Source organism: Salinarimonas sp. (genome assembly GCF_040111675.1).
GTDB lineage: Bacteria > Pseudomonadota > Alphaproteobacteria > Rhizobiales > Beijerinckiaceae > Salinarimonas.
The window spans coordinates 108,694-131,972 of sequence record NZ_CP157794.1; the positions used below are offsets into that span (position 1 = coordinate 108,694).

Annotated in this window: 23 protein-coding genes; 17 read left to right on the forward strand and 6 right to left on the reverse strand. The window is 72.0% G+C overall.

The features are described 5' to 3' along the window. Positions 1-87: 87 nt before the first annotated feature. Both ABL310_RS00455 and ABL310_RS00460 read right to left on the reverse strand, forming a co-directional pair. Positions 88-603 carry a GNAT family N-acetyltransferase gene (locus ABL310_RS00455; RefSeq protein ID WP_349369761.1) on the reverse strand — a complete coding sequence of 172 codons (516 nt, stop codon included), beginning with the start codon at positions 601-603 and terminating at the stop codon, positions 88-90. After that, complete coding sequence (locus ABL310_RS00460) at positions 600-1,394, reverse strand: DUF2470 domain-containing protein (RefSeq protein WP_349369762.1); 795 nt, start codon at positions 1,392-1,394, stop codon at positions 600-602. Before ABL310_RS00460 ends, ABL310_RS00455 begins: the two co-directional genes overlap by 4 nt. A 198-nt stretch (positions 1,395-1,592) precedes the next feature. Here ABL310_RS00460 and ABL310_RS00465 point away from each other — a divergent pair, with 198 nt between their 5' ends. From ABL310_RS00465 to ABL310_RS00495, 7 genes are all read left to right on the forward strand, one after another. Then, positions 1,593-2,291 (forward strand): response regulator transcription factor, encoded by a 699-nt coding sequence (locus ABL310_RS00465; RefSeq protein WP_349369763.1) that lies wholly within the window; start codon positions 1,593-1,595, stop codon positions 2,289-2,291. A gap of 179 nt (positions 2,292-2,470) precedes the next feature. Then, on the forward strand, positions 2,471-4,219 hold the full coding sequence (locus ABL310_RS00470; protein ID WP_349372132.1) for a stimulus-sensing domain-containing protein: 1,749 nt from the start codon (positions 2,471-2,473) through the stop codon (positions 4,217-4,219). Next, positions 4,219-4,701, forward strand: coding sequence for an HPr kinase/phosphatase C-terminal domain-containing protein (locus ABL310_RS00475; RefSeq protein WP_349369764.1), 483 nt, complete (start codon positions 4,219-4,221; stop codon positions 4,699-4,701). Before ABL310_RS00470 ends, ABL310_RS00475 begins: the two co-directional genes overlap by 1 nt. Before the next feature lie 92 nt (positions 4,702-4,793). Then, the gene (locus tag ABL310_RS00480; protein WP_349372133.1) at positions 4,794-5,195 is read left to right on the forward strand and encodes a PTS sugar transporter subunit IIA; all 402 of its coding nucleotides are present in this window, start codon (positions 4,794-4,796) and stop codon (positions 5,193-5,195) included. 1 nt (position 5,196) lies between these two features. After that, positions 5,197-5,529, forward strand: a complete 333-nt coding sequence (locus ABL310_RS00485) for an HPr family phosphocarrier protein (RefSeq protein WP_349369765.1) — start codon at positions 5,197-5,199, stop codon at positions 5,527-5,529. Between the two features lie 44 nt (positions 5,530-5,573). Next, a complete protein-coding gene (locus ABL310_RS00490; RefSeq protein ID WP_349369766.1) occupies positions 5,574-6,479 on the forward strand; it encodes a diacylglycerol kinase family protein in 906 nt (301 codons plus the stop codon). 28 nt (positions 6,480-6,507) lie between these two features. Then, positions 6,508-7,359, forward strand: a complete 852-nt coding sequence (locus ABL310_RS00495; protein WP_349369767.1) for an inositol monophosphatase family protein — start codon at positions 6,508-6,510, stop codon at positions 7,357-7,359. A 7-nt stretch (positions 7,360-7,366) separates the two neighbouring features. Here ABL310_RS00495 and ABL310_RS00500 read toward each other — a convergent pair whose 3' ends face one another. After that, positions 7,367-7,723, reverse strand: a complete 357-nt coding sequence (locus ABL310_RS00500) for a hypothetical protein (protein ID WP_349369768.1) — start codon at positions 7,721-7,723, stop codon at positions 7,367-7,369. A 199-nt stretch (positions 7,724-7,922) separates the two neighbouring features. Then, on the reverse strand, positions 7,923-9,692 hold the full coding sequence (locus ABL310_RS00505) for a cation:proton antiporter (RefSeq protein WP_349369769.1): 1,770 nt from the start codon (positions 9,690-9,692) through the stop codon (positions 7,923-7,925). Between the two features lie 187 nt (positions 9,693-9,879). Between ABL310_RS00505 and ABL310_RS00510 the strand changes: the two genes are divergently transcribed. From ABL310_RS00510 to ahcY, 5 genes are all read left to right on the forward strand, one after another. Next, positions 9,880-10,380: a universal stress protein gene (locus tag ABL310_RS00510; protein WP_349369770.1), complete on the forward strand. Its 501-nt coding sequence runs from the start codon at positions 9,880-9,882 to the stop codon at positions 10,378-10,380. Between the two features lie 270 nt (positions 10,381-10,650). Further along, positions 10,651-10,989, forward strand: coding sequence for a response regulator (locus tag ABL310_RS00515; protein ID WP_349369771.1), 339 nt, complete (start codon positions 10,651-10,653; stop codon positions 10,987-10,989). 188 nt (positions 10,990-11,177) lie between these two features. Continuing rightward, positions 11,178-11,888 (forward strand): helix-turn-helix domain-containing protein, encoded by a 711-nt coding sequence (locus ABL310_RS00520; RefSeq protein WP_349369772.1) that lies wholly within the window; start codon positions 11,178-11,180, stop codon positions 11,886-11,888. A gap of 220 nt (positions 11,889-12,108) precedes the next feature. Continuing rightward, complete coding sequence (locus tag ABL310_RS00525; protein ID WP_349369773.1) at positions 12,109-12,762, forward strand: LysE family translocator; 654 nt, start codon at positions 12,109-12,111, stop codon at positions 12,760-12,762. 133 nt (positions 12,763-12,895) lie between these two features. Next, a complete protein-coding gene (gene ahcY, locus ABL310_RS00530; protein ID WP_349369774.1) occupies positions 12,896-14,296 on the forward strand; it encodes an adenosylhomocysteinase in 1,401 nt (466 codons plus the stop codon). 69 nt (positions 14,297-14,365) lie between these two features. Here ahcY and ABL310_RS00535 read toward each other — a convergent pair whose 3' ends face one another. After that, positions 14,366-16,444 carry a CHASE domain-containing protein gene (locus ABL310_RS00535; RefSeq protein WP_349369775.1) on the reverse strand — a complete coding sequence of 693 codons (2,079 nt, stop codon included), beginning with the start codon at positions 16,442-16,444 and terminating at the stop codon, positions 14,366-14,368. A 193-nt stretch (positions 16,445-16,637) separates the two neighbouring features. On the opposite strand from ABL310_RS00535, the gene ABL310_RS00540 reads away from it, so the two are divergent. Both ABL310_RS00540 and ABL310_RS00545 read left to right on the forward strand, forming a co-directional pair. Continuing rightward, positions 16,638-17,012, forward strand: a complete 375-nt coding sequence (locus tag ABL310_RS00540; RefSeq protein WP_349369776.1) for a hypothetical protein — start codon at positions 16,638-16,640, stop codon at positions 17,010-17,012. Positions 17,013-17,025: 13 nt separating this feature from the next. After that, the gene (locus ABL310_RS00545; protein WP_349369777.1) at positions 17,026-17,253 is read left to right on the forward strand and encodes a hypothetical protein; all 228 of its coding nucleotides are present in this window, start codon (positions 17,026-17,028) and stop codon (positions 17,251-17,253) included. A gap of 75 nt (positions 17,254-17,328) precedes the next feature. Here ABL310_RS00545 and putA read toward each other — a convergent pair whose 3' ends face one another. Then, complete coding sequence (gene putA, locus ABL310_RS00550; protein WP_349369778.1) at positions 17,329-20,433, reverse strand: bifunctional proline dehydrogenase/L-glutamate gamma-semialdehyde dehydrogenase PutA; 3,105 nt, start codon at positions 20,431-20,433, stop codon at positions 17,329-17,331. 123 nt (positions 20,434-20,556) lie between these two features. Here putA and ABL310_RS00555 point away from each other — a divergent pair, with 123 nt between their 5' ends. The 3 genes from ABL310_RS00555 to ABL310_RS00565 all read left to right on the forward strand — a co-directional run bounded on the left by ABL310_RS00555 (position 20,557) and on the right by ABL310_RS00565 (position 23,279). Continuing rightward, positions 20,557-21,036 (forward strand): Lrp/AsnC ligand binding domain-containing protein, encoded by a 480-nt coding sequence (locus ABL310_RS00555; RefSeq protein WP_349369779.1) that lies wholly within the window; start codon positions 20,557-20,559, stop codon positions 21,034-21,036. Positions 21,037-21,331: 295 nt separating this feature from the next. After that, the gene (locus ABL310_RS00560; protein WP_349369780.1) at positions 21,332-22,393 is read left to right on the forward strand and encodes an ABC transporter substrate-binding protein; all 1,062 of its coding nucleotides are present in this window, start codon (positions 21,332-21,334) and stop codon (positions 22,391-22,393) included. A 94-nt stretch (positions 22,394-22,487) separates the two neighbouring features. Beyond that, complete coding sequence (locus ABL310_RS00565; protein WP_374730358.1) at positions 22,488-23,279, forward strand: ABC transporter ATP-binding protein; 792 nt, start codon at positions 22,488-22,490, stop codon at positions 23,277-23,279.

Below are 23,279 nucleotides of genomic sequence, written 5' to 3' on the forward strand. Positions count from 1 at the left end.
CACGTGGAACAAGGGTTTAGAGGGTCGGGAGCGACGCTGCAACAGCAGGGGAAGCGCGACTTTGGGCGGGGGGCGCGAAGACGTGGATCAGAAAGACCGCACCATCCTGACCGAAGGGAACCCGCCGGGCCCGATCGGCGCGACCACCCGCTCCACCGCCGCAAACCCCATGCGCGCGTAGAACGCCTCCGCCTGGAGCGTCGAGAGGCACTCCATCCGGCTCTTGCCGCGGGCGCGGGCTTCCGCGAGCGCCGTCTCGACGATGAGGCGCGCCGCGCCGCGGCGCAGAAGGTCGGGATGCGTGGCGACGTGGCGGATGTGGCCCGTGTCCGGCGGGCTCTCGGCGCCGCCGGGGGCCTCGGCCGTCCAGCCGCCGCAGGCGACGATCCGGCCGGTCTCGTCCTGCGCGACACGATAGGTCCCGCAGGCGAGGAGCGCGGGGTTGGCGCGGATCATCAGCGGCAGCGCCGCCTCGAGCACGGCGGGAGCGTACCAGCCCTGGAACAGCGTTCCGTAGGAGGCGGCGAGCACGGCGGAGACGGCGTCGGCATCCGCCGGCGTGGCCGGGCGGATGCGCAGGGGCGGGGCGGCCGGCGCATTCACACGTCCATCTCCCGCGCCCGATCGGCCATCTCCTTCAGCGCCTTGCGCAGCCGCCCGCCCTCGGCGACGCGCTCGGGGAAGGGCACGCGCGCCGTCAGGTCGCCGGCGGCGAGGTCGATGCCGTCGGGGTCGATCCCGGTGGCGCGCCAGTCCGCCTCCGGCGCCTTGGCGAGGCGGGTGGCGTAGAGGGCGAGCGCGTCGCTGTGATCCTCGTTCATGTGGGCCACCGCGCCCTCCTCGAGCGCGAGCAGGCTCTCGGCGTCGTCGATGCGGGTGAGGAGGTCGCCCGCGCCGACCGCCATGGCCCGGGCGAAGCCGCCGTTGAGATGCGCGCCCTCGACGTCCATGCGGAAGATCGCGAAATCGCCGAAGCCCGCATAGAGCTGCGCCTTCGGATGGCGGGCGAGGAAGCGGGCGCGGGCGCGCGGATCGTCCGTGCGGGCGATCCGGCCGAGGACGGTGAGGCGGGGATGGGCGAGGGGGTCGCCCTTGCCGCGCTCGGCGAGGAGCACGCTCGCGCGCTCGTCGCGCTCGAGGTTCGCCGTGTGGCCGGACAGGCGCGACATCAGGAAGAGCGGCGCGCCGTCGACGTCGGTCGCCACGGTGACGAGGGTGGCGAAGGGAAAGCCGCTCTCGCGGTCGAGCGTCGCCAGCGCGCCGGAACGGATCGCGCGCAAAAGCGTCTTCGCCACCGTGAGCCCGTCGTAGGACGGGTCCGGCCCCACCCGCTCGAGGATGGCGCGCGCCTCCTCGGAGACCCCGCTCTCGCCCAGATTCTTTTCGCCGGCCATCGACTCCGTCCCTCTTTCGAACCCGCCCCGCTTTGCCCACATGCGGTGATCCGTGGTAAACCGCCATAAATTCGGCCGATTTGCACATTGTGGCGAGAGGGGCGGATCGGTTCGCCGCACCCTCTCGGAAGCGTCGCGGGACGATACGCGCCCCGCGCCGTCCGGCGCAGCGCCGGCCGACAGACATCGGGAGCTTCGATGCCCACCATCGCCCTCGTCGACGACGATCGCAACATCCTCACCTCGGTGTCCATCGCGCTCGAGGCGGAAGGCTATCGCATCCAGACCTACACCGACGGCGCCTCCGCCCTCGACGGCCTGCGGCAGACCCCGCCCGACCTCGCGATCTTCGACATCAAGATGCCGCGCATGGACGGCATGGAGCTGCTGCGCCGGCTGCGGCAGAAGTCCGACCTGCCGGTGATCTTCCTGACCTCGAAGGACGAGGAGATCGACGAGCTGTTCGGCCTGAAGATGGGCGCGGACGACTTCATCCGGAAGCCGTTCTCGCAGCGCCTCCTCGTCGAGCGCGTCAAGGCGGTGCTGCGCCGCTTCGCGCCCAAGGACGTCACGGTCGCGCGCGAGCCGGACACGAAGGCGCTGGAGCGCGGCCAGCTGGTGATGGACCCGGAGCGCCACACCTGCACCTGGAAGGGCGAGCCGGTGACGCTGACGGTCACCGAGTTCCTGATCCTGCAGTCGCTCGCCCAGCGCCCCGGCGTGGTGAAGAGCCGCAACGCCCTGATGGACGCCGCCTACGACGACCAGGTCTATGTCGACGACCGCACCATCGACAGCCACATCAAGCGCCTGCGCAAGAAGTTCAAGGCGGTGGACACGTCCTTCGACATGATCGAGACGCTCTACGGCGTGGGCTATCGCTTCAAGGAAACCTGAGCGGATTCGGAAAACCCGAGAGAACGGGGTCGCGCGTGGATGCAGGCCGGCACGGGCACGACGAGGACCACGTCCGGCGCGACGGCGCGGCGGGCGAGCTCTCGGCCGGCCCGCTTCCGGCGGAGCTCCCGCGCGGGGAGACCGGGTTCGCCAGCCGGCGGGCGCGCAGGGGTCTCGTCCTGAAGCTGCGCGCCACCTGGCGCCGGGCGACGAGCCGGGCCTCGTCGAGCCTCGTGCGCCGCATCGTGGTGCTCAACCTCGCGGGGCTCGTCGCGCTCTTCTTCGGCTTCCTCTACCTCAACCAGTTTCGCGAGGGGCTGATCGAGGCCCGCGTCCAGAGCCTGCTGACCCAGGGCGAGATCATCGCCGGCGCCATCGCCGCCTCCGCCACCGTCGATTCCGACACGATCCTGATCGACCCGGACCGGCTCCTGCAGATGCAGACCGGCGAGAGCTCCGTCCTCACCGACGAATTGTTCTCGCCGCTCGAGTTCTCGATCAACCCGGAGCAGGTCGCCCCCCTCCTGCGCCGACTCGTGACGCCGACGCGCACCCGCGCGCGCGTCTACGACCGCGAGGCGATCCTGCTGCTCGACACCCGCGCTCTCTACTCGCGCGGCGACATCCTGCGCCTCGACCTCCCGCCGATCCAGACCGAGCCGCCATCCGCGCTGGAGCGCGCCTGGATCGCCGTGCGCGACGTCTTCGCGCCGCGCGCCGCGCCCTCGCTCGAGACCATCGGTCCGACGGACGGACGGACCTTCCCGGAGGTGCGCCAGGCGCTTTCCGGCGAACGCTCCTCGGTCGTGCGGCTCAACCCCGCCGGCGAGACCATCGTCTCCGTGGCGGTGCCGATCCAGCGCCAGCGCGCCGTGCGCGGCGTCCTGCTGCTCTCGACGCAGGGCGGCGACATCGACGCCATCATCGCCTCCGAGCGCTTCGCGCTGCTCCAGGTGTTCATGGTGGCGGCGGCGGTGATGATCGTGCTCTCGCTGCTCCTCGCCAACGCCATCGCCGGGCCGGTCTCGCGCCTCGCCGAGGCGGCCGAGCGGGTGCGCCGGGGCATCAAGTCGCGTCAGGAGATCCCGGACTTCACCGGCCGCGCCGACGAGATCGGCCATCTCTCCGGCGCGCTGCGCGAGATGACGGAGGCGCTCTACGACCGGATCGAGGCGATCGAGAGCTTCGCCGCCGACGTCGCGCACGAGCTGAAGAACCCGCTCACCTCGCTGCGCAGCGCGGTGGAGACGCTGCCGCTCGCGCGGTCCGACGACTCGCGCGCGCGGCTCCTCGACATCATCCAGCACGACGTGCGCCGGCTGGATCGCCTGATCTCCGACATTTCGGACGCCTCCCGCCTCGACGCCGAGCTCGCCCGCTCGGAGGCGGAGCCCGTCGACATGGCGAGGCTCCTCGGCGCGGTGGTCTCGATCTCGAACGACGTGCGCCGTCCCGAGGACGCGCCGATCGCGCTCGAGATCCGCCGGCCGCATCCGCGCAAGGGCGGGGCCCAAGGCGGCGCGAACGGCGAGGGGCGCGGCTTCGTCGTGCTCGGCAACGACGGCCGCCTCGGACAGGTCGTGCGCAACCTCCTCGACAACGCCCGCTCCTTCTCCCCGCCCGGGGGCACGGTGCGGGTCGCGCTGGAACGCGAGGGCGAGGTCGTGCGCATGACGGTGGAGGACGAGGGGCCGGGCATCCCCGATCACGCGCTGGAGCGCATCTTCGAGCGCTTCTACACCGACCGGCCCGAGCAGGGCTTCGGCCAGAACTCGGGCCTCGGCCTCTCGATCTCCCGCCAGATCGTCGCGGCCCATCGCGGCACGATCCGCGCCGAGAACCGCCTGGGCGCCGCCGGGCCCGACGGCGAGCCCCGCCGCCTCGGCGCCCGCTTCGTGGTGACGCTCCCCGCCCGGGAGCGCGGGTGATGGCGCCGGCGGCGCAGACGCCGGTCGCGAGCGAGGAGACGACGTTCCACGCCACCTGCGTCGTCGTCGGCGAGGCGGGGATCCTGATCCGGGGACCGTCGGGCGCGGGGAAGTCGCGGCTCGCGCTCGAGATCCTGGACGCGGCGCGCCTGCGCGGGCTCCATGCCCGCCTCGTCGGCGACGACCGGGTGCGCGTGGCGCATCGGCACGGGCGTCTCGTCGCGAGGCCGCACCCCGTTCTGGCCGGGCGGATCGAGCGGCGCGGGCTCGGGATCCTGGCCGTGACGCACCAGGAGGCGGCGGTCCTGCGCCTCGTGATCGACCGCGACGCGACGCCGCCGCCGCGCCTGCCCGATGCGGAGGCGCTTGACGCCACGATTCTCCGCGTCAGACTGCCGCGTCTCCTGTCGTTCGCCGACGACGGAATTGCGGCGATTGCGCTGGAGCGCCTTGGGGGATTATCTGTCACACTGGTGACGTGAACGGCTGGCGGAATGGCGGGATGCCCTTGCGTTCGGCTTCGCAGTGCACAAAATAGCGGCTCCGCTCAGCCGAGCGACGGATGCAGGTCCACATGATCGGAATGGTGCTCGTCACCCACGGCCAGCTGGCGACGGAGTTCCGCGCCGCCCTGGAGCACGTGGTCGGCCCCCAGGAGCAGATCGAGACGATCACGATCGGCCCCGACGACGACATGGAAGCGCGCCGCGGCGACATCCTCGACGCCGTGCGCCGGGTCGAGTCCGGCGCGGGCGTCGTCGTGCTCACCGACATGTTCGGCGGCACGCCCTCGAACCTCGCTCTGTCCTGCATGAACGGCCGCATGGTCGAGGTGGTGGCCGGCATCAACCTGCCCATGCTGATCAAGCTCGCGAGCGTGCGCGATCTCGAGCCGCTGGCGCAGGCCGTGCTCCACGCGCAGGAGGCCGGGCGCAAGTACATCAACGTCGCCTCCCACGTGCTCGCGGGGAAATGAGATGAGCGCCGAGCCCCGCCCCGATCTCGACGAGTGCCCCGCCGACGAGGCGCCCGCCGCCGGCGCGCTGAGCCGCGAGCTCGCCATCGTCAACCGCAAGGGCCTCCACGCCCGCGCCTCCGCGAAGTTCGTCCAGACCGTGGAGCGCTTCGAGGCCGAGGTCAGCGTCTCCCGCTGCGGGGAGACGGTGGGCGGCCGCTCGATCATGGGGCTCCTCACGCTCGCCGCCGCGCAGGGCACGACGATCCGCGTGGACGCGACGGGCCCGCAGGCCGAGGGCGTGCTCGACGCGCTCGCGGCGCTCCTCGCCGGCCGCTTCGGCGAGGACGAGTAGACGCGTGCGCGGAACTCCGGCGCGTGCGGCGCGTCTCAGCCCGCATGACGCCCGCACGGACCGCGCTTCTCGTCCACAACCCGACAGCCGGAGATCGACCCGTTCCCTGCGAGGCGATCACGGACGCCCTGCGCGCCGCCGGCTATGCCGCACGCGCCGTCTCCGCGAAGGGTGACGATCTCGACGCCGCCTTCGCCGCCGCGCGCACCGAGCCTGTCGACCTCGTCGTCGTCGCCGGCGGGGACGGGACCGTGGCGAAGGCGATGGCGCGCCTCGACGGCGCCGCGCCGCCGCTCGCCCTCCTGCCGCTGGGAACGGCGAACAATCTCGCCCGCGCCATCGGCGTCTGCCGGCCCTGGCGCGACCTCGTCGCCGGGATCGGCGCGGCCGAGCCGGCGGCGTTCCGGCTCGGCCTCGTCGCGGACGGCTCGGGCGAGACGCCCTTCGTCGAGACCGTGGACGTCGGCGCGCTCGCGGCGGGGCTCGCGGCCGCCGGCGGAACCGGGCTCGACGGCGCGGCGAAGCTCGCCCACGGCCGCGCGCGCCTCGCCGAGGCGGTCCGCGACGCCCCGGCGATCCGGGTGGCGCTGGGGCTCGACGGCGCCGCGCCGGTGGCCGAGGACGTCCTGCTCGCGGCCGTGCTGAACGTCGGGCTCAGCGGCCCGAACCTGCGGCTCTCCGCGATGCGGCCCGGCTCGGGCGTGCTCGAGATCGCGACGCTGCCCGCCGCCGATCGCGGCGCCTTCCTGGCCTGGCTGGAGCATGGTGGCGACGCGCCTGCGCCGCTCGCCCGCCGTCGTGCGCGGCAGGTGACGCTCGCGCCGCCCGAGGGCGCCGCGCTGCGGGTCGACGACGACATGCGCGAGGCGCGCGCCTCCGAGCGGCTCGCCATCGCCGCGCGCGCCCACCCCATCGCGGTGCTCGTCCCGCCGCCGCGCCGTGCGCCGTGAGCGCGAGACCCCGACGGAGAGACCCGCCATGACCGCCTCCTCCCACCAAGCCTCCTCCGAGACCGACGCCCCATTGCCCCACGACACGCTGGTCGCCATCGAGCGCACCGCCATCGTGCTCGCCCGCCTCGCGGGCGCGGAGATCGTCTCCGCGCTCGGTGGCCGCCGGGACGTGCGCTACAAGACCCGCGAGGAGGGCGCCTGGCTCGACCCGGTCTCCGAGGTCGACCACGCCGTCGAGGCGCTGATCCGCGCGACGCTGGCCGAGCGCTTCCCGGATCACGACGTGATCGGCGAGGAGATGCCGGAGCGTCCCGGTCGCGGCCACGACGTGATCTGGGCGGTCGACCCCGTCGACGGCACGACGAACTTCGTCAACGGCTTTCCGCTCTTCGCCGCCTCGATCGGCGTGCTGCATCGCGGCCGGCCCGTGGCGGGGGCGCTGTGGTGCTCGACGAGCCACGCGCTCCGCGCCGGCGTGTATCACGCCCGCATGGGCGGCGGGCTCGGCTTCGACGAGACGCCGCTCGATCCCGCGCCGGACCCGGCCGTGCGCCGTCGCCTCGCGGGCGATCCGCACGGCGGGGCCGGCAAGGCGGGTCCCTACGACCTGCGCAAGACCGGCTCGGCCGCGATCGAGTGCGCCTTCGTCGCGGCCGGGCTGCTCGCCGCGGCGCGCTTCGCCGCGCCCAACGTCTGGGACGTGGCGGGCGGGATCGCGCTCGTCGAGGCCGCGGGCGGCGAGGCGCGCACCCGCGACCGCGACGGCCCCTGGCGGCGCCTCGAGCGCTTTCAGGCGCCAGACGGCGATCTCGCCCGCTGGCGCGGCGAGATCGCGCTGGGCTCGGCCGAGGCGCTGGACGCGCGCCTCGGCGCCTGAGGGGCGCTCAGTCGCTGCCGTTCCCGTCCTGGTACAGGGTCTCCAGCTCGCGGGCCGAGAGGGGGCGGCGCACGATGATCGTGCCGGTCGCCTCCGGATCCTCGATCACGATCCGACCCTGCTCCATGAAGCAGTCGCACTGCGCCGGGGCGTCGTACTGGGTGATCTCCTGGCGCGGGGTGAGCTCGCCGCCCTCGGAGCGGCCGACGCCGGGCACGGCCACGCGGTCCTGCAGGAAGAAGCAGTCGCATTGCTGCGGCTGGTCGTATTGCGTGATCTCCTCCTGCTGGGTCACCTGCCCGAAGGCGGGCGCGGCGATCAGCGCGGCGGCGACGGCGAGGAGCGTGCGGTGGATCAGGGTCATGAGAACCTCCTTCCGTGGTGGGACAGGAAGTCTCTCCTCCCCGTCGGAGCCGCCGGTTGAGATTTCGCAATCGCGCGCCCGTTTGTCGGCGACCCGCCGCTCGCGTCGAACCCCGGCGCGCGCCGACGGTTGACGGTGTTCCCCGACATCAGCCGAAAGGACGCCGTCATGTTCCGTTTCCTGCGCCGCGCCATCCTTTTCAGGGAAGTCCTGCGCCTCGTGCGCCGACGCCGCCGCTGAGAGGCCCGAGCGCGGCGATGTCCCGCTGCTGCTCCAGCCGGCGGCGCACCACGTCCTCGTCGACGCCGAAGCCTTCGAGCACGCGCCCGGCGAGCTGAAGGCTCGCCTCGAACGCCTCCGGGACCGCGACCGTGGCGCCCGCCTCGATCAGGCGCGCCGCATGGGCCCGGTCGCGGGCGCGGGCGTAGATCGGGATGATCGGCCAGGCCTTGCGGATCGCCTTGGCGATGGCCTCCGCCGCCTGGGGGCTGTCCATCGTCAGCACCACGGCGCTCGCCCGCTCGATATGGGCGCGCTCCAGCATCTCCAGCCGCGAGGCGTCTCCGTAATAGACCGGCAGGCCCTGCTTGCGCGCCGCGGCGACGGCCGGGGCGTCCGCGTCGATGGCGACGAAGGGCAGCGCCTCCGCCTGGAGCGACTCGACCAGGGTGCGCCCCACCCGTCCGAAGCCGGCGAGGATGACGTGGCCCTCGACCTTGCCCATGGTCTCGACCGCGTGCGCGGCCACGTCCGACGAGCCCGTGTCGAGCAGGCTCGCCAGCCGCTCGGCCGCGCCCGCGACGAGCGGCGTCACCAGCATGGTCAGGCCCGCGACGATCAGCATGAACTGGCCGACGTCGAGCGGGATGAGCGTCAGGCTCATGGCGAGGCCGACCACGATGAAGGCGAACTCGCCGCCCTGGCCGAGCAGCAGCCCGGTCTCGATGGCCGTCGAGCGGCCCAGCCCGAAGGCGAGGCACAGGCCGGCGGTGACGAGCGCCTTGAGCACGAACAGGCCGATCACGGAGGCGCCGATCCAGAAGGGCTCCTGCGCGATCACCCGCCAGTCGATCCCCATGCCCACCGACATGAAGAACAGGCCGAGCATCAGGCCCTTGAACGGCTCGATGTCGACCTCGACCGTGTGCCGGTACTCGGTTTCCGCGAGCAGAAGCCCCGCCAGGAAGGCGCCGAGCGCCATCGACAGGCCGACGGCGCCGGTGATGGCGGAGATGCCGATGACGGTGAGCAGGATCGCCGCCATGAACATCTCGGGGCTGCGCGTCTGCGCCGCGATGCGCAGGGCCGGGCGCAGCACCAGCCGGCCGATGGCGTAGATGCCGCCGATGGTCAGGACCGCCTTGCCCAGCGCGATCGCGAGGTCGAGCCCGAGATTGCCCTCGACCTTGGCGCCGAGCACGCCCACGACGAACAGGATCGGCACCACCGCGAGATCCTGCATCAGCAGGATCGAGAAGGACGAGCGCCCCAGCGGCGTGCCGAGCCGACGGCGCTGCATCAGGAGCTGCATCACGATCGCGGTCGAGGACAAGGCGAGGCAGGCGCCGAGCACGATCGAGGCGGGGATCGAGTTGCCGAACTCCCAGGCGATGACGCCGATGATCGTCCCCGTGATCAGGATCTGCGCGGAGCCCAGCCCGAAGACCAGCCGGCGCATGGCCCACAGCCGCTCCAGCGAGAGCTCGAGCCCGATGACGAAGAGGAGGAAGATCACGCCGAGCTCGGCGAGCGCCTGCACGCCCGCGAGATCGTCGATGACGACCCAGTGCAGGACGGGGAAATCCGCCGCCCACAGGCCGAGCCCGAAGGGCCCGATCGCGCCGCCGACGACGAGATAGCCGAGCACCGGGCTGATCCGCATCCGGTGGAACAACGGCACCATCACGCCGGCCGCGATCAGGAAGACGATGATCTCGCGCAGATGGGGGATGCCGACATGATGCTCCATACGCAGCGCGCTCCTGTGAAATATACGGCCGACGCTCGCCCCTTCGGCGCGCGAAATCAATGCGGGAGATCAACGCGCGGGCCGGCGCGGGCGCTCTCTCCCGACGGCCGCGCTTGCCTCGCGCGGCGTCGAGAGGCAGCATCGCTGCGCGGCGCGGTGGGGCGCCGCGGGACGGCGGAGCCGCTGCATGCCTTTCTCTCGTCGACGGTCCTACGAGCAGGGCCATCGCCCGAAGTTCCTGGTCTTCGTGGACGACACGCCGGAATGCTCGCGCGCGGTGCGCTTCGCCGCTCGCCGCGTCGCCCGGCTCGGCGCGAAGCTCGTGATGCTCGCGGTCTCGGCGCCGCCGGAGAGCTTCGAGTGGCTCGGGGTCGGGGACGTCATGCGGGCGGAGGCCGAGGAAGAGGCCAACGAGCAGCTGGACAAGGCGGCCGAGCTCGCTCGCGAGGCCGCGGGCGTCGAGCCCGAGCGGGTGATCCGCGTCGGCAAGAAGCAGGACGAGATCCTCAAGCTCATCGACGAGGACGCGGACATCGCCTTCATGGTGCTGGCCGCCGGCACCTCCAGCGAAGGCCCGGGCCCGCTCGTGACCAACTTCGCCGGGGTCGCCGCGAGCACGTTCCCGCTCCCCGTCGTCATCGTGCCGGGCAGCCTCACCGACGAGGAGATCGACGCGCTGGCCGGCTGACGGAGCCGCCCGTGACGCCCGTCGAGCAACGGCCGGAACGGGCCGCGCGTTGCATAGCCGTCTCCGGACGCATCCGCATACGTGCTTGTGCGATACTTGAGCGGCGGGCCGCGGGCCGTGCATAGTCGCTGCCGCTCCCCCGCCTTCGACCGACGCCCACGCCGGGATAACTGCTTACTTGATACCGCTCAAGGCGATCCTGACATGGAGTGGGTACCGTTTCGACCTGGAACGTCGCGTAGAATGCCGCCCGAAGGCGAGAGGCCCCCTGTGAGAATTCACATCGTCGAAGACGATTTCGGCGTACGCGACTCCCTCATCGAGCTCGTGTCCGCCCTCGGCTTCGCCGCCCGCGCCTACGCGGACGGGGAGAGCTTCCTGCGCGCCGGCCCGCCGGGACCGCGCGACATCGTCTTCGTCGATCTCGGCCTGCCGGGGATCTCCGGGTCCGACGTGATCCGCTGGCTTTCGGCCCAGGAGCGCGCGCCGCGGATCGTCGCCATCTCCGGCAAGCCGCGGGCCGACATCGACGCGATGCTGCGCGGGCTGCCGACGACGCCGCTGCTGCGCAAGCCGCTCGAGGCGGAGGAGATCACCGCTTTTCTGTAGCGGTCGCGGCATGCCTTCTTCGAACGCTCCGTGAACCGCGCCTTTCTCTGCGGCATTTTCGCCCGCGGGAATTTCCCGACGGCATCATGCTTAAGGGCATCTCCCGATGCGCATCGGGGCCGCTCGCCGTAATCCTCGACGCGTTCGATCGCTCCGTTCCCCCGGGCACCCTGTCGAGGATCTGTCATATGGATGCGCGTCACTACCGCTCCGATTTCACCAACGCGAAGTTCGATTCCGGCTGGAGCTTGCGCTTCTCCGGCGCGCCCGCCGCGGAGAAGCCGGAGAAGGGAAAGGTCTTCTCCTACCATCACCGCGCGCTCATTCTCGACGAGGGCGACGCCGCCAGCTCCGTCTACGAGGTGCTGGAAGGCGGCGTGATCCTGTTCAAGCTCCTGCCCGACGGCCGGCGCCAGATCATCGAGGTGCTCGGCGTCGGCGACGTGTTCGGGCTCTCGGCCACGGACGTCTCGGACGTCGCCGCCGAGGCGCTGACCGCGGTTCGGGTCGTCGTCTACGACAAGCGCACCATCGATTCCGAGGCGCCCCTGCGGGACCGGCTGTTCGCCCGCCTGCGCCAGCAGATGTGCGCTCTGCACGACCACGCTCTGCTGCTCGGCCGCAAGTCGGCGCAGGAGCGCGTCGCGACCTTCATCATGCGCCTCGTGCCCAATCGCGGCGGCTTCGCCTGCGCCGGCCCGGTGAAGGGCGAGGGCGCGACCCGCGTCGACCTCGCCATGACGCGCCAGGAGATCGCGGACTATCTCGGCCTGACGATCGAGACGGTCAGCCGCGCCTTCTCGAGCCTGCGCCGCGACGGCGTCATCGCCTACGACAAGCAGGACAGCGTCGAGATCGCCAACGTCTGCCGCCTGTGCCATCTCACCGGGTCGCACTGACCGGCTCGCGCCGGGCCGATCGTCCCGATCCCGTTTCCCGAGCGTATCCGTTCCTCCCGAGGGAAGCGCCGCAGCTCTTCCCCGCCTGCAAGAGGCCGCCTCGCCGAGGCGGCCTTTTTTTCGAGCGGAGCCCGGCGTTCCCCCTGGCGCCCGCGCCCGCGGCGCGGCATGTAGGCGTCCGACGGCGCGCCGGCGCGCGCCGACGCCTCCGAGGCGCCGCATGAGCTTCTCCGCCTTCAGCTTCCTTCCCGACCTCGACACCCTGTTCCTCTTCACCGCGGCCTCCGTCGTGCTGTTCGCCACGCCCGGGCCGGACATGAGCCTGTTCCTGGCCAAGACCGTGCAGGGCGGCCGTGCGGCGGGGATCGCCGCCATGGCCGGCGCCATGACGGGGGCCGCGGTGCACACGCTGCTCGCCGCGCTCGGCGTCTCGGCGCTGCTCGCGGCGTCCGAGACGGGCTTCGCGGTCCTGAAATGGGTCGGCGGGCTCTACCTGCTCTGGCTCGCCGTCGACGCCGTGCGCAACGGCTCGGCGCTGAGCGTGAAGGCGACCGGGCCGAACCGGATCGGCCTGCGGGCCACCTGGCTGCTGGGGCTCGGCGTCAACCTGACGAACCCGAAGGTGATCCTGTTCTTCGTCACCTTCCTCCCCCAGTTCGTCGTCGCCGGGGACCCCGACGCCACGGGCAAGCTCGTCTTCCTGGGGCTCTACTTCATCGCCGTCTCGGTGCCGCTCGCGGTGCTGATGATTCTCGGCGCCGAGCGCGTGCTCGCGACGGTGCGCGCCCGTCCGCGGCTGTTGCGCGGCATCGACCTCGCCTTCGCCGGCGTGTTCGGCGTCTTCGCGCTCAAGATCCTCACCGCGACGCGCTGAGGCGGCCGCCTCCGCTCCGCGGCGTCCGTGTCGCCGCGGAAAGGACATAAAGACATGTTTATATGTTGATTGCCATGCGGTCCGTCCTCTGCTACAGGGGGCGCGAACCGACATACGCAGAGGATTTTTCACGATGGCGCACGATTACATCGTCAAGGACATCTCGCTCGCAGACTGGGGTCGCAAGGAGATCTCGATCGCCGAGACCGAGATGCCGGGCCTGATGGCCACGCGCGAGGAATACGGGCCGAGCCAGCCGCTCAAGGGCGCGCGCATCGCCGGCTCGCTGCACATGACGATCCAGACGGCCGTGCTCATCGAGACGCTCAAGGCGCTCGGCGCGGACATCCGCTGGGTGTCGTGCAACATCTACTCGACGCAGGACCACGCCGCCGCGGCCATCGCCGCCGCCGGCATCCCGGTCTTCGCCTGGAAGGGCGAGAGCCTGAAGGACTACTGGGACTACACCGCCAAGCTGTTCGACTGGCACGGCGGCGGCATGCCCAACATGATCCTCGACGACGGCGGCGACGCCACCATGCTCGTCCATCTCGGCAAGCGCGCCGAGGACGGCGACACCGCCTTCCTGTCGAAGCCGGGCTCCGAGGAGGAGGAGATCCTCTTCGCGCTGATCCATCGCCTGCTGGGCGAGAAGCCGAAGGGCTGGTTCAACGAGCTCGCCACCTCGATCAAGGGCGTCTCGGAGGAGACGACCACGGGCGTGCACCGGCTCTACATCATGGCCAAGGAGGGCAAGCTGCTCTTCCCGGCCATCAACGTGAACGACTCGGTCACGAAGTCGAAGTTCGACAACCTGTACGGCTGCCGCGAGTCGCTCGTCGACGGCATCCGCCGCGGCACCGACGTGATGATGGCCGGCAAGGTCGCCATGGTCGCGGGCTACGGCGACGTCGGCAAGGGCTCGGCCGCGTCGCTCCGCCAGGCCGGCTGCCGCGTCGTCGTCTCCGAGGTCGACCCGATCTGCGCCCTGCAGGCGGCCATGGAGGGCTACGAGGTCGTGACGATGGAGGACGCCGCCCCGCGCGCCGACATCTTCGTCACCGCCACCGGCAACAAGGACGTGATCACGGCCGACCACATGCGCGCCATGAAGGACCGCGCCATCGTCTGCAACATCGGCCACTTCGACAACGAGATCCAGGTTCAGGCCCTGCGCAATTACAAGTGGAACAACATCAAGCCGCAGGTCGACGAGATCGAGTTCCCCGACGGCAAGCGCATCATCCTCCTCTCGGAGGGGCGCCTGGTGAACCTCGGCAACGCCATGGGCCATCCGTCCTTCGTCATGTCCGCCTCGTTCACCAACCAGACGCTCGCCCAGATCGAGCTGTGGACGAACCAGGGCAAGTACGAGAACAAGGTCTACGTGCTGCCCAAGCACCTCGACGAGAAGGTGGCCATGCTCCACCTCGAGAAGATCGGCGCCAAGCTCTCCAAGCTGCGTCCGGACCAGGCCGAGTACATCGGCGTCAAGGAGACCGGCCCGTTCAAGCCGGAGCACTACCGCTACTGAGCGGCGCCATCCCGGCGACGTCATCGAGCCCGGCGGACGCGCGTCCGCCGGGCTTCTTCGTCGAGCCGATCAGGCCTCCGCGGCGGCTTCCGCCGGCGGCGGCGGGCCGTGGCAATGGGGCGGGATGGTCATCCGGCACATCAGCCCCTCGTCGCGCCAGCGCAGCGCGAGCGCGCCGTCGAGCTGACCCTCGACGGCGCGCGCGATCACCGTCGAGCCGAAGCCGCGGCGCTTCGGCGGCTGCGGCGTCGGTCCGCCGGTCTCCGACCAGGTCAGGGCGAGGGCGCCCTCGTGCGCCGGCCGCCAGGTGACGGACACGCGGCCCTCCGGCGTCGACAGGGCGCCGTGCTTGGCCGCGTTGGTGGCGAGCTCGTGCAGCGCCATGGCGATCGCCTGCGCCGCGGGCGGCGTCATCCGCGCCGCCGGTCCGTCGATCTCGACGCGTCCCGGTCCGTAGGGGGCGAGCTCCTCGTGGACCAGCCGGCCGAGATCGGCGCCCTCCCAGCGGCTGTCGGCGAGCAGCGTGTGCGCGCGCGCCAGGGCGGCGATGCGGCCCTGCAGCGCGGCCCGGAAGGTCGGCACGTCGTCGCCGCGGGCGAGGTTGAGCATGGCCTGGACGATGGCGAGCATGTTCTTGGCGCGGTGGTCGACCTCGGCGGCGAGCAGCAGCAGGCTGTCCTCCGCCTTCTTGCGCTCGGAGACGTCGATGGCCGAGGGGATGATGTGCGTCACCCGCCCGGCCTCGTCGCGGGCGGGAGCGAGCTGGAAGTCGATGATCATCCGCCCGTCGCCGGCGACGCGCACCGGGACGTCGTAGCGCACCGTCTCGCCGGCCCGGGCGCGCGCCACGGCGGCCTCGAGATCGGCCTGGATCGCCGGGTCGTGCGACCACCAGAAGCATTCCCAGAACTTCTTGCCGCGCACGTCGGAGATGTCGAGCCCGGCCGCGCGCAGGGGCGCCCGGTTCGCCTCGAGCACGGTGCCGTCCGGCTCCAATATCCCGACGAAGGCGAACAGGTTGTCGAGGATGCGCCGCATGCGCTCCTCGCTGTCGCGCAGGACGCGGTTGAGCTTCGTCGCGTGCGTCGCGGCGGACGCGGCCTGCAGCGCGCGCTGGCGCAGCATCCAGAGCGCGCCCGACGCCACGAAGGTGGCGAGCAGGCCGCTCATCAGCACGAGGCCGGGCAGGAGCGGCGAGACCGCGAGCGCCCCGGGCAAGGGCTCGAAGCGCAGCAGCCATCGGCGGCCGGCGAAGTCGAATCCGCGCTCGAGCGCCGCCGCCGCGGGATCGACGGGGAGAGGATCCCGCACCACGGAGCGGGTCTGCGCCGAGGCCTCGAGCAGGAGCCGGTCCGCCGGCGGGGCGTCGAGATCGTGGAGGCTGACGAAGAGAGGCGCCGACACGAGCGGCGCGAAGGCGTCGCCGACGAGCAGGTCGAGACGCATCGCCACGCCCACCGCGCCGATGAAGCCCTCGCGCCGAGCGGCGACCGAGTCGCCGGTCGCGGCCTCGCGGTAGACGGGCGCATAGAGGTTGACCGCGCTGACGCCCGGCGGCGAGACCAGCACCAGCCGGCGCGTGGCCGAGGTGCGGCCCGTGTCGCGGGCGCGCTCCACCGCGGCCCGGCGATTGTCCATGCAGCCGATGTCGAAGCCGATCACGCCCTCGTTGCCGGCGAGAGGCGCGACGAGAGCCGTCGGGTAGAGCGGCCGCGCGGCCGCGCGCGGATCGCAGCCGTCTGGCCCCCGGAGGCGCGTCTGCGCGTAGCCTTCGGACGCGAGGCGCGCTTCGAAGGTCGGGACGTCCGCGACGCGGGTCGCCGGGAACCAGCCCGTGATCACCAGGCTCGGCGCCTCGTCGAGGAGATTGGCGACGAAGCTCTCGTAGGCGGCGCGCCCGACCGTCCCGCCCTGCGCCTCGATCAGGGCGGCGAGCGCGCGCGGCACCTGGGCGCCGAGCGCCAGCCGGCGCTCCACCGCGATGGCGTAGCTGTCGGCCGCGCCCGCGAGCTCGGCGGCGCGGCGGTCCGCGGCGCTCCGCCAGATCAGGAGCGTCGCGATGGCGGTGAGGAGGAGGCCCGTGGCGACGGCCGCGATCTCCGGCCAGGCGCGATGGCCGGTACGGCCTCCTGCAGGCGATTCGGTCATGGGTTCCTCGTGTGGCGCCACCTTGCGGTCGTTCGCCTCCCGATGCGGAAGTGTGCCAGATCGCGGCGCGAAGCTCCAGCGCGCGGCCCGACGCACCGGGGCGCCGAACCCGGCGGAACGCGGCTTCCGCGCCCGGCGTTGCCTTTCCGAGATGGCCGAGCGGCCCACAGGAAGCAGCCGAAAGGAGGGCGCCATGCACGATCCCCGCTCCGAGGAGGAGAAGGCCCGGGCCGCGCTGAAGCGGAACCAGGAGATGGGCCACGCGCCCAAGCAGAGCCCGCTCACCCGCAAGCCCTCGACGACGGACGAGACCTTCGGCGAGCATCCGGGCCGCGCGCCCGAGGAGCTCGAGCGCGAGCAGACGGCGCGCGAGCACGCGGAAGACGGCTCGGACGCGCCGGACAAGCACGCGGGCGATCCCAACGATCCCCGCCAGCACGGCCACGGCCACGCCGACACCCACATGGGTCACCGGCACGTCTCCGGGATCAGCGATCTCGAGCGCACGATCACCGGCGAGCCGGCCGAGCCGGGCGACAAGACCCCGGACGAGACGTCGAGGAAATAAGGAGGCGATCGCCATGGCAGGCGAGAAGACCGAGCAGCAGAAGAACGCCGAGAAGGCGCTCGAGATGAAGCGCAAGAACGATCCGCACGCCGACATCCCCGAGCACCGCACGGCGGACGAGGGCATGCATCCGCACCCGTCCCCCGAGGCGCCGCCCTCCGGCGCCCTCGACCACGAGGGCCAGGAGCCGGCTCTGTCGCGCTCTCACGGGGTGCGCCAGGGGGACAAGGGCTCCAAATGAGCCGACCGGGCCGTCACCGGCCGAACGAACCCGGAGCGCCCGTGGCCCCGCCGCGGGCGCTTTTCGCATGCCGGCTCACTCCTCCATCGCGATCAGGGCCGCGTTGCCGCCCGCCGCGGCGGTGTTGATCGTCACCACCTGCTCGGTGGCGAAGCGCAGGAGGTAGTGCGGGCCGCCGGCCTTGGGGCCGGTGCCGGAGAGGCCGTGGCCGCCGAAGGGCTGCACGCCCACGACCGCGCCGATCATGTTGCGGTTGACGTAGACGTTGCCCGTCGTCATCCGCCGCACCACGCGCTCGACCGTGGCCTCGATGCGCGAATGCACGCCGAGCGTCAGGCCGTAGCCCTTGGCGTCGATCGCGTCGAGGAGCCGGTCGAGGTCCGGCGCGCGGTAGCGGATCACGTGCAGCACCGGCCCGAAGATCTCGACCCCGAGGTCCTCCGGCTTCGCCAGCTCGAAGAGATGCGGGCCGACATAGGTCCCCTCGGCGGGCCCCTTCATGGCCAGATGCGTCGCCTTCGCGGCCTTCGCGCTCTTGGCGATATGCGCCTCGAGCCCGGCCTTCGCCTCCGCGTCGATCACCGGGCCGACCTGGACCGAGAGGTCCCGCGGATCGCCCACCTTCAGCTCGCGCGCCGCGCCGGCGATCATGGCGATCATCTTGTCGGCGACGTCCTCCTGCACGCAGAGCAGCCGCAGGGCCGAGCAGCGCTGGCCGGCGGAGCGGAAGGCGGACATGACGACGTCGTCGGCCACCTGCTCGGGCAGCGCGGTCGCGTCGACGATCATGGCGTTGATGCCGCCGGTCTCCGCGATCAGCGGGACGATCGGCCCGTCCTTCGCCGCGAGCGCCCGGGCGATCAGCCGCGCCACCTCGGTCGAGCCGGTGAAGACGACGCCTGCGATGGCGGGATGCGCCACGAGCCGCGCGCCGACGGAGCCGTCCCCGGGAAGGAAGGCGAGGGCGTCCGCCGGCACGCCGGCCTCGTGAAACAGCCGCGCGGCGTGCGCGGCGACGAGCGGCGTCTGCTCGGCCGGCTTCGCCACCACCGTGTTGCCGGCGGCGAGCGCGGCGGCGATCTGGCCGGTGAAGATGGCGAGCGGGAAGTTCCAGGGCGAGATCGCGACGAAGACGCCGCGCCCACGCAGCGTCAGCCGATTGGTCTCACCGGTCGGCCCCGGCAGGTCCCGCGGCGCGCCGAAGAGGCGCTCGGCCTCGATCGCGTAGTAGCGGCAGAAATCCACCGCCTCGCGGATCTCGGCGAGCGCGTCGTCGATGGTCTTGCCGGCCTCGACCTGCATCAGGTGGACGAGGCGGCCGCGGTCGCGCTCGAGCAGGTCGCCGAGGCGCTTCAGGGCGCCGGCGCGGGTCGCGGCCGCGGTTCCCGCCCAGCGCGGCCAGGCCGCCGCGGCGGCGGCGACGGCGGCGTCGGCGTCCTCGAGCCGGGTCTCGACCACGTGGCCGGCGGTCGTGCGGCCGTCGACCGGGCTCGTCACCGGGCGCCGCGCGCCGTCGAGGCGCTTGCCGGAGACGATCGGCGCGGCCTCGGCCTCGCCGGCGCGGCCGGCCTCGATCTCCTCGGCGAAGGCGGCGAGCGCCGCGCGGTCGCCGAGCTCGACGCCCCGCGAATTGGCCCGCTCGGCCCCGTAGAGGTCCCGCGGCAGCGGCAGCTTCGAGTGCCGCGCCCGACGCGGATCGCCGATCGCGTCCTGCGGCCGGGTGAGCAGCTGCTCGACGGGCACGCTCGGATCGGCCGCCACCGAGACGAAGGAGGAGTTCGCGCCGTTCTCGAGCAGGCGGCGGACCAGATAGGCGAGGAGGTCGCGGTGGCCGCCGACCGGCGCGTAGACGCGGCAGCCGATGCCCGGCGAGCGCTCGCGCAGGCGGCCGTAGAGCGCCTCGCCCATGCCGTGCAGGCGCTGGAACTCGTAGCCCTCGCCGTCGCCCGCACGGGCGACGATCTCGGCCACCGTCAGCGCGTTGTGGGTGGCGAACTGGGGGAAGAGCCGCGGGCGCGCCTGCAGCATGCGCTCGGCGCAGGCCGTGAAGTTCAGGTCCGTCATCGCCTTGCGGGTGAAGACGGGATAGTCCGGCAGGCCGCGCTCCTGGGCGCGCTTCACCTCGGTGTCCCAATAGGCGCCCTTGACGAGGCGCACCATCATGCGCCGGTCGAAGCGCTCGGCCAGCGCCGCCACGTGGTCGATCACGGCGAGGGCGCGCTTCTGGTAGGCCTGCACCGCGAGGCCGAAGCCGTCCCAGCCGGCGAGGGAGGGGTCGGCGAAGGCGGCCTCGATCACCTCGAGCGAGAGCTCGAGCCGGTCCGCCTCCTCGGCGTCGACGGTGAAGTTGAGGTCGTAGCCCTTCGCCTGCCGGGCGAGATCGACGACCCGCGGCGTCAGCTCGGCCAGCACCCGCTCGCGCGAGAGCGGCTCGTAGCGCGGATGCAGCGCCGAGAGCTTCACCGAGATGCCGGGGCGGTTCGGCAGGGGCTCGTTGCCCGCCCCGCGGCCGATGGCGTCGATGGCGTCGGCGTAGCTCCGGAAGTAGCGCTCGGCGTCCTCCGCCGTGCGCGCGCCCTCGCCCAGCATGTCGAAGGAATAGCGGTAGACCCGCGCCTTGCCGGAGCGCGCCCGGTTCAGCGCCTCCTCGATGGTCTGGCCCAGCACGAAATGCGAGCCGAGCACCCGCATGGCCCGGCGGGTCGCCGTGCGCACGGTGGGCAGGCCCAGCCGCTTCGTCATCTGCGCGAGGATGCCCTCCGGCGTCTCGCCGGGGCGGATGACGCGCGCCGTGATCCCCAGTGCCCAGGCCGAGGCGGAGACCAGGAAGGCGCCGGACTTCGCCTCGTGGTGGGCGAAGTCGCCCTGGCCGAGCTTGTCCTCGATCAGCCGGTCGGCGGTCTCGGCGTCCGGCACGCGCAGGAGCGCCTCGGCGAGCACCATCAGCGCGAGCCCCTCGCGGGTGGAGAGCGCGTATTCCCGCAGCAGGTCCTCGACGCCGCCGAAGCCGCGCTCCTCGGCGCGGATCGCGCCGATCAGGTCGCGGGCGAGACCGTCGGCGCGCGTCTCGGTCGCGGCGTCGGCGGGCGCCTGCGCGAACAGGCGGCGGGCGAGGACGACGTCGTCCTCCGCATAGGGGGCGGCGAACGCGGGCACGGGAACAGGGGCGGCGGCGTCCATGGGCGGGCTCCCGAGAGGATCGGCGACGATGCGCCGGAGATATGTCCAGCATAATCCGTCTTGCGCCGCGCCTCCAGTGGCGTATTCTAGGTACGGCCGCATCTTCCGCGGCTGGAGAGGCGTATGGCCGTGAAACCCGCGGATCTCGACCGGACCGACCACCGCATCCTCGCCGTCCTGCAGGAGGACGGGCGCATCTCCGCCGTCGATCTCGCCGAGCGGATCGGCCTCTCGCCCACCGCCACGGGCGAGCGCCTGCGGCGGCTGCAGAAGGAGGGCGTGATCGAGGGCTTCTCGGCGCGGCTCAACCCGCACCGCGTCGGGCTCGGCCTGCTCGTCTTCGTCGAGGTCTCCCTCGACAAGACGACGCCCGACGTCTTCGAACGGTTCGCCGAAGCGGTGCGCCGCGCGCCCGAGGTGCTCGAGTGCCACATGGTGGCGGGCGGCTTCGACTACCTGGTGAAGACCCGCGTCTCCGACATGACGGCGTATCGCCGCTTCCTCGGCGACGTGCTGCTGGCGCTGCCGGGCGTGCGCGAGACGCGCACCTACGCGGTGATGGAGGAGGTGAAGACCGACGGGGCGCTGCCGGTTCGAGGGTAGGCGCGGGTCACCCGTCGGCGCCGGCGCTCCGCGCGCCCTCGGGAGGCGCCAAATCGGCGCGGCGCGGCCCGATCACCGCACCGCCTCTTTTTACACTTCACAGATGTTCGAATTGCTTTCGTCTTGTGCGGGCGTATTCCACATTTCTGCCCAACAAAGCGGCAACGCGCTTGACGCAGCGGCGCTTTGTGCTTGCATGGTCGGGCCGCGACGGACCCGTCCGAACCGGCACGGCCCTTGCCAGAAGCCGCGCAGCCGCCACCGACCCGCACGAGTCCCCAGGAGCGTCGATCCGATGACATCCCGCCTCGCCCGCCTCACCCGCCGCAGCCTGCTCGCCGCCTTCGCCGGAGGCGTCGCGCTCTCCGGCCTCGCCGCGGCGCCCGCGCTCGCGCAGGGCGACCTGACGCCGCTGCGCTTCTCCCTCGACTGGCGCTTCGAGGGCCCGTCCGCGCCGTTCCTGGCCGCGCTGGAGAAGGGCTATTTCGAGGAGGAGGGGCTCGACGTCACCATCGACGCCGGCGCCGGCTCGGTCGAGTCGATCAACCGCGTCGCGTCCGGGCCCTACGACATGGCCTTCGGCGACTTCAACTCGCTGATCCGCTACCGCTCCTCGCCGGATTCCGAGCCGGTCAAGGCGGTGATGATGGTCTACAACAAGCCGGCCTTCGCCATCGTCGGGCGCGCCTCGCGCGGCATCACCGAGGATCTCGAGAGCCTCGAGGGCAAGACCTTCGGCGCGCCCGCCGCCGACGCCGCCTACGCCCAGTGGCCGATCTTCAAGGACGTCAACGACATCGACGAGGAGGCCTGGAACATGACGTTCGAGAACGTCGGCTTCCCCGTCCGCGAGCCGATGCTCGCCCAGGGCGAGGTCGACGCCGTGTTCGGCTTCTCGATGTCCTCGGCCATCAACCTCGCCGCCCGCGGCGTGCCGGAGGACGACATCGTCGTGATCAATTTCGGCGATTACGGCGTCGAGCTCTACGGCAACGTGATCATGGCCGATCCGGACTTCCTCGAGTCCGATCCCGAGGCGGTGGCCGGCTTCCTGCGCGCCTTCCTGCGCGGGCTCGAGGACACGATCGCCGATCCGGAAGCCGGGGCGGCCTACGTGGTGCAGTACAACGACGTCGCCCGCCAGGAGGTCGAGGCCGACCGCTGGCGCATGACGATCGAGAACAACATCCTCACGGAGGAGACCGCCGAGCGCGGCTTCGGCGACATCGATCCGGAGCGCTACGAGGCGGCCCTCGACCAGATCGACCTGACCTTCGACTTCGAGAACCGCCCGGCGCTGGAGGACGTGTTCACGTCCGAGTACCTGCCGCCGAAGGAGGAGCGGATGCTCAACTGAGCCTCCGCTTCCGGCGTACGAGACCATGCCGGCCCCGGCGTCCGCGCCGGGGCCTCGCCTTCGGGAAGAGGAGGCGTTCCTCGGGAGAGTGTTCTTGCAGGCCTTCGTCGACATCCACGACGTCACCCACATCTATTCCGGCGCCGAGGACGGCGCGCCCGCGGTCGAGCACATGTCGCTGAAGGTGCGCGAGGGCGAGTTCGCCGCCATCGTCGGCCCGTCGGGCTGCGGCAAGTCGACCGTGATGAAGCTCGCCACCGGCCTGCAGTTTCCCGCCAAGGGCACCGTCATCGTCGGCGGCGAGGAGGTGACGAAGCCCGTCAAGCTCGCCGGCATGGCCTTCCAGAACCCGGTGATGCTGCCCTGGCGCACCACCCTCGACAACCTGCTGCTCCCGCTCGAGATCGTCCAGCCCCACCGCGCGCGCCTGCGCCGCAACAAGGCCGAATACGTCGCCCGCGCCGAGCATCTCCTCGCCGAGGTCGGGCTGAAGGGGCAGGGGTCGAAATATCCCTGGCAGCTCTCGGGCGGCATGCAGCAGCGCGCCTCGCTGTGCCGCGCGCTGATCCACGAGCCGAAGCTCTTGATGCTGGACGAGCCCTTCGGCGCGCTGGACGCGTTCACGCGCGAGGAATTGTGGTGCATCATCCGCGATCTGCACGCGGAGCAGGGCTTCACCGTGATCCTCGTCACCCACGACCTGCGCGAGGCGGTGTTCCTCGCCGATCGCGTGTTCTGCATGTCGGCGCGGCCCGGCCGGATCATCGCCGAGCGGGAGGTGGACATCCCGCGCCCGCGCGACATCGAGGTGATGTACACCTCCCAGTTCACCGACATCGTCCACGAGCTGCGCGGCCACATCGCCGACGCGCGGCAGGCGGCCTGA

Bases quoted from the DNA above. Each gene is read 5' to 3' on its own strand.
- ABL310_RS00535 (WP_349369775.1), bottom strand. From the start codon at position 16,444: ATGACCGAATCGCCTGCAGGAGGCCGTACCGGCCATCGCGCCTGGCCG.
- ABL310_RS00475 (WP_349369764.1), top strand. From the start codon at position 4,219: ATGGCGCCGGCGGCGCAGACGCCGGTCGCGAGCGAGGAGACGACGTTC.
- ABL310_RS00465 (WP_349369763.1), top strand. From the start codon at position 1,593: ATGCCCACCATCGCCCTCGTCGACGACGATCGCAACATCCTCACCTCG.
- putA (WP_349369778.1), bottom strand. From the start codon at position 20,433: ATGGACGCCGCCGCCCCTGTTCCCGTGCCCGCGTTCGCCGCCCCCTAT.
- ABL310_RS00460 (WP_349369762.1), bottom strand. From the start codon at position 1,394: ATGGCCGGCGAAAAGAATCTGGGCGAGAGCGGGGTCTCCGAGGAGGCG.
- ABL310_RS00490 (WP_349369766.1), top strand. From the start codon at position 5,574: ATGACGCCCGCACGGACCGCGCTTCTCGTCCACAACCCGACAGCCGGA.
- ABL310_RS00540 (WP_349369776.1), top strand. From the start codon at position 16,638: ATGCACGATCCCCGCTCCGAGGAGGAGAAGGCCCGGGCCGCGCTGAAG.
- ahcY (WP_349369774.1), top strand. From the start codon at position 12,896: ATGGCGCACGATTACATCGTCAAGGACATCTCGCTCGCAGACTGGGGT.
- ABL310_RS00500 (WP_349369768.1), bottom strand. From the start codon at position 7,723: ATGACCCTGATCCACCGCACGCTCCTCGCCGTCGCCGCCGCGCTGATC.
- ABL310_RS00485 (WP_349369765.1), top strand. From the start codon at position 5,197: ATGAGCGCCGAGCCCCGCCCCGATCTCGACGAGTGCCCCGCCGACGAG.
- ABL310_RS00555 (WP_349369779.1), top strand. From the start codon at position 20,557: ATGGCCGTGAAACCCGCGGATCTCGACCGGACCGACCACCGCATCCTC.
- ABL310_RS00510 (WP_349369770.1), top strand. From the start codon at position 9,880: ATGCCTTTCTCTCGTCGACGGTCCTACGAGCAGGGCCATCGCCCGAAG.
- ABL310_RS00545 (WP_349369777.1), top strand. From the start codon at position 17,026: ATGGCAGGCGAGAAGACCGAGCAGCAGAAGAACGCCGAGAAGGCGCTC.
- ABL310_RS00520 (WP_349369772.1), top strand. From the start codon at position 11,178: ATGGATGCGCGTCACTACCGCTCCGATTTCACCAACGCGAAGTTCGAT.
- ABL310_RS00525 (WP_349369773.1), top strand. From the start codon at position 12,109: ATGAGCTTCTCCGCCTTCAGCTTCCTTCCCGACCTCGACACCCTGTTC.
- ABL310_RS00480 (WP_349372133.1), top strand. From the start codon at position 4,794: ATGATCGGAATGGTGCTCGTCACCCACGGCCAGCTGGCGACGGAGTTC.
- ABL310_RS00495 (WP_349369767.1), top strand. From the start codon at position 6,508: ATGACCGCCTCCTCCCACCAAGCCTCCTCCGAGACCGACGCCCCATTG.
- ABL310_RS00505 (WP_349369769.1), bottom strand. From the start codon at position 9,692: ATGGAGCATCATGTCGGCATCCCCCATCTGCGCGAGATCATCGTCTTC.
- ABL310_RS00560 (WP_349369780.1), top strand. From the start codon at position 21,332: ATGACATCCCGCCTCGCCCGCCTCACCCGCCGCAGCCTGCTCGCCGCC.